General features: G+C 55.7%; 4 protein-coding genes. 3 read left to right on the forward strand and 1 reads right to left on the reverse strand.

The window, feature by feature from the left end; all coding sequences use genetic code 11:
- Positions 1-243: 243 nt before the first annotated feature.
- The 3 genes from PG879_RS20290 to PG879_RS20300 are packed head-to-tail and all read left to right on the forward strand — an operon-like array spanning position 244 to position 1,828.
- Positions 244-1,056, forward strand: a complete 813-nt coding sequence (locus PG879_RS20290; RefSeq protein WP_004201164.1) for a subclass B1 metallo-beta-lactamase NDM-1 — start codon at positions 244-246, stop codon at positions 1,054-1,056.
- Positions 1,057-1,059: 3 nt separating this feature from the next.
- Positions 1,060-1,425, forward strand: coding sequence for a bleomycin binding protein Ble-MBL (ble, locus tag PG879_RS20295; RefSeq protein ID WP_004201167.1), 366 nt, complete (start codon positions 1,060-1,062; stop codon positions 1,423-1,425).
- A 4-nt stretch (positions 1,426-1,429) separates the two neighbouring features.
- Positions 1,430-1,828 (forward strand): phosphoribosylanthranilate isomerase, encoded by a 399-nt coding sequence (locus tag PG879_RS20300; RefSeq protein WP_270830611.1) that lies wholly within the window; start codon positions 1,430-1,432, stop codon positions 1,826-1,828.
- Between the two features lie 337 nt (positions 1,829-2,165).
- Here the strand turns inward: PG879_RS20300 and PG879_RS20305 are convergent, their stop codons facing one another.
- Positions 2,166-3,707, reverse strand: a complete 1,542-nt coding sequence (locus PG879_RS20305; protein WP_000050481.1) for an IS91-like element ISCR1 family transposase — start codon at positions 3,705-3,707, stop codon at positions 2,166-2,168.
- Positions 3,708-4,164 lie beyond the last annotated feature (457 nt).

Consider the following 4,164-nt stretch of genomic DNA (forward strand, 5'->3'; position numbering starts at 1 on the left):
ATGACTCATGATGAACCCTTTTTCATGGCTCCAGATGACAAACATGATCTCATATCAGGGACTTGTTCGCACCTTCCTTAGAGAAATTTGCTCAGCTTGTTGATTATCATATGGCTTTTGAAACTGTCGCACCTCATGTTTGAATTCGCCCCATATTTTTGCTACAGTGAACCAAATTAAGATCATCTATTTACTAGGCCTCGCATTTGCGGGGTTTTTAATGCTGAATAAAAGGAAAACTTGATGGAATTGCCCAATATTATGCACCCGGTCGCGAAGCTGAGCACCGCATTAGCCGCTGCATTGATGCTGAGCGGGTGCATGCCCGGTGAAATCCGCCCGACGATTGGCCAGCAAATGGAAACTGGCGACCAACGGTTTGGCGATCTGGTTTTCCGCCAGCTCGCACCGAATGTCTGGCAGCACACTTCCTATCTCGACATGCCGGGTTTCGGGGCAGTCGCTTCCAACGGTTTGATCGTCAGGGATGGCGGCCGCGTGCTGGTGGTCGATACCGCCTGGACCGATGACCAGACCGCCCAGATCCTCAACTGGATCAAGCAGGAGATCAACCTGCCGGTCGCGCTGGCGGTGGTGACTCACGCGCATCAGGACAAGATGGGCGGTATGGACGCGCTGCATGCGGCGGGGATTGCGACTTATGCCAATGCGTTGTCGAACCAGCTTGCCCCGCAAGAGGGGATGGTTGCGGCGCAACACAGCCTGACTTTCGCCGCCAATGGCTGGGTCGAACCAGCAACCGCGCCCAACTTTGGCCCGCTCAAGGTATTTTACCCCGGCCCCGGCCACACCAGTGACAATATCACCGTTGGGATCGACGGCACCGACATCGCTTTTGGTGGCTGCCTGATCAAGGACAGCAAGGCCAAGTCGCTCGGCAATCTCGGTGATGCCGACACTGAGCACTACGCCGCGTCAGCGCGCGCGTTTGGTGCGGCGTTCCCCAAGGCCAGCATGATCGTGATGAGCCATTCCGCCCCCGATAGCCGCGCCGCAATCACTCATACGGCCCGCATGGCCGACAAGCTGCGCTGAGCCATGGCTGACCACGTCACCCCCAATCTGCCATCGCGCGATTTCGATGTGACAGAGGCGTTTTATGCGAAGCTGGGCTTTGCGACGAGTTGGAAGGATCGCGGCTGGATGATCCTGCAGCGCGGCGGTTTGCAGCTCGAATTCTTCCCCTATCCTGACCTCGACCCAGCTACGAGCTCGTTCGGCTGTTGCCTGCGGTTGGATGATCTCGATGCCATGGTGGCATTGGTGAACGCGGCGGGAGCCGAGGAAAAAAGCACCGGCTGGCCGCGCTTCAAAGCTCCGCAACTGGAGGCGAGCGGCCTGAGGATCGGCTACCTGATCGATCCCGACTGCACGCTGGTGCGGCTGATCCAGAACCCCGACTGACCGCATGCCCGCGAAAATCAAGATTTGCGGGATCAGCACACCCGAGGCGCTCGATGCGACCATCGCGGCGCGGGCGGACTATGCCGGGTTGGTGTTCTATCCAGCGTCGCCCCGTGCGGTTACGTCGAATGTCGCGGGCGCTTTGACATCGCGCGCAGCTGGCCAGATCGCCATGGTCGGTTTGTTCGTCGATGCGGATGATGCTGTCATCGCCGACGCACTGGTGGCAGCCAAGCTGAACGCGCTGCAGCTGCACGGTTCGGAATCGCCCGAACGCGTGGCCCAGTTGCGCGCGCGGTTTGGCAAGCCGGTGTGGAAGGCGCTGCCCGTCGCCAGCGCCAGCGATGTCGCACGCGCCGCAGCCTATGCCGGGGCGGCGGACTTGATCTTGTTCGGGGTATAGGAAGTATAAACCACCTTTTTGCTCCTCATCCGAAGTATCTTACCTGAAATTCCCTCACTCGTTTACCGCTCAAGCCCCAATTTTAACTGCCGGTCCAGCCTAAACCGCTCTAATAAGGTTCGATTTGGCGGTAAAATCTCTAGGGAAGGTGCGAATAAGTCATATGGCACGAGAGCATTTACTGGTAACCCATTGATATTAAATGACTAAAATTTTCATTTTTTGTTCGTGGGATACTTGTTCGCACTTTCCCTAGCCTGATAGCTCGAGAGATACAAACTGCCCCACCGCCCCGTTTAAAAGTTGGCAGTGTTGAGCAGTGTTGGATTTGGGGTCGTCAGTCAAAGAGACGACTCTGTGATGGATCGAACAGGCTGGGAGTCAGTGGCGGCGCTCGTTCTGGTGGCAGCTCACGCTGCTTGGCGGCATTCGCCTTGGCTGTTTTCTGTTTCAGATGCTTGAGAATCTGCTCAATGACCTTCGGATCTTCGATGCTGGCAATCACTTTGACGTGACCGCCGCAGTGTTCGCAGACTTCAATATCAATATTGAAGACTCGCTTGAGGCGTTGCATCCAGGTCATGGCGCGGTGGCGCTCTGCAGGACTCTTGTCACGCCAGTTAGTATCGAGACCTTCCGATTTGTCGGGCTTCTTGCCCCGCTTGGCGGGTGTTACTTGAACTCGGTGTTTGCTGTTCGGTGCAAAGACGCCGTGGAAGCGTGTGAGGTTGACTCGCGGCTTAGGTACCAACGCAGCGAGTTTGGCGATGAAGTCCAGCGGCTCGAAGATCACATGGGTGGTGCCATTGCGGTACGGAGTTTTGAGCTCGTAACGCACCTGCCCATTGGCGGTTAATGCCAGACGTTTTTCTGAAACCGCTGGCCGACTAATGTAGCGACACAAGCGCTCAAGCTTATCCCGCTGATGCGCTTCGGCCATCACACCGGCGTGTAGCGAGAAACCAGCATGGTTGGCTACTCGACTGCTTGAGTCGGCTTTATCCTCACGCCCTGGCAAGGTTTGCAGGGTGAAGACTTTGCGCCCTTGCTGGGGGCCGACGGCAATGCGATACGTAACCGAAGCACCATGTAATTGAGTCAGCGTATCGTCTTCGCCCTCTTCCAGTGTCAACCACGTATTCTCGGCATCACGCTCCAAAATCCCACGCTTTTCCATGCAGCGAGCGATGCGATGGCTGAGGGTGTGAGCGAGCGTATTCAGCTCATCGTAAGTGGGTGCCTTGACACGATGGAAGCGTTGCTTGCCATAGTCATCTTCGGCATAGACACCATCGAGAAACAGCATGTGGTAGTGGACATTGAGATTTAGCGCGGAGCCAAAGCGTTGGATAAGAGTCACTGAGCCAGTTTGTGCAGAGGCTTTGGTGTAACCGGCTTTTTTGATCAGATGAGTTGAGAGTGTACGATAGACGATACTCAAGACCTGGCCCATCAGCTGGGGATGGCGAGCCAGCAAAAAGCGTAGCTGGAAAGGAAAGCTGAGCACCCACTGGCGAATGGGCTCCTTGGGGAAGACTTCGTCTATCAGCAGCGCCGCACTCTCGGCCATCCGGCGGGCACCGCAGCTAGGGCAAAAGCCGCGTCGTTTACAGCTGAAGGCGACCAGACGCTCGTGATGACAATCCTCGCAGCGAACCCGCATGAAACCATACTCCAGACGGCCACATTGGAGGAGGTCGTTGAATTCTTGTTGGATGTAGCGAGGCAGGTGTTGACCTTGGGCTTCGAGTGAGGCTTTGAAGGCTGGGTAGTGCTGCTCAACCAGCTGGTAGAGCAGCGTCTGGTCGGGTTGGTGGCGTTCGTAACCGTTTGTTTGAGTGGGCGATTGACTCGCCGTGGCGTTCCTTGCCAGCGACATGGGTATCCTCCGCTGATACTGTGGTTATGTACAGTATCAGCGGCTTGCGTTCAGACGTCCAGTCTGGCCCTAGACATCGCTAAATGCTTAACCCGCAATAGCCCTCACGAGTTGTTATCAGCCACTACCGGTTGAGCGAGAAGGTTTTGGGTTCAGGGTGCTATTGCTCCACCAATCACAATACTGAAGCCCCAACTGTTATCAGTTGGGGCTTTTTCTTGTCTGTTTGCGGCGGTTGCGTTTTATCGGTAGTCGTCGAGCTCTGCACCATCCCACATAAGAGCTTAACGGTGCGATCTTCAACGCCATCACACAAAACTTTCTTTTTCACGCACAGTCAACTTATTGGATGTTTTATTAACAACCCAAAAGGAGATATTTAGCGGGCGGCCGGAAGGTGAATGCTAGGCATGATCTAACCCTCGGTCTCTGGCGTCGCGACTGCGAAATTTCGCGA

This window comes from Aeromonas sp. QDB63, assembly GCF_027707425.1.
Taxonomy (GTDB): Bacteria; Pseudomonadota; Gammaproteobacteria; order Enterobacterales; family Aeromonadaceae; genus Aeromonas; species Aeromonas caviae.

Coding starts and splice junctions, on each gene's coding strand:
- PG879_RS20300 (WP_270830611.1), top strand. CDS start 1,430: ATGCCCGCGAAAATCAAGATTTGCGGGATCAGCACACCCGAGGCGCTC.
- PG879_RS20290 (WP_004201164.1), top strand. CDS start 244: ATGGAATTGCCCAATATTATGCACCCGGTCGCGAAGCTGAGCACCGCA.
- ble (WP_004201167.1), top strand. CDS start 1,060: ATGGCTGACCACGTCACCCCCAATCTGCCATCGCGCGATTTCGATGTG.
- PG879_RS20305 (WP_000050481.1), bottom strand. CDS start 3,707: ATGTCGCTGGCAAGGAACGCCACGGCGAGTCAATCGCCCACTCAAACA.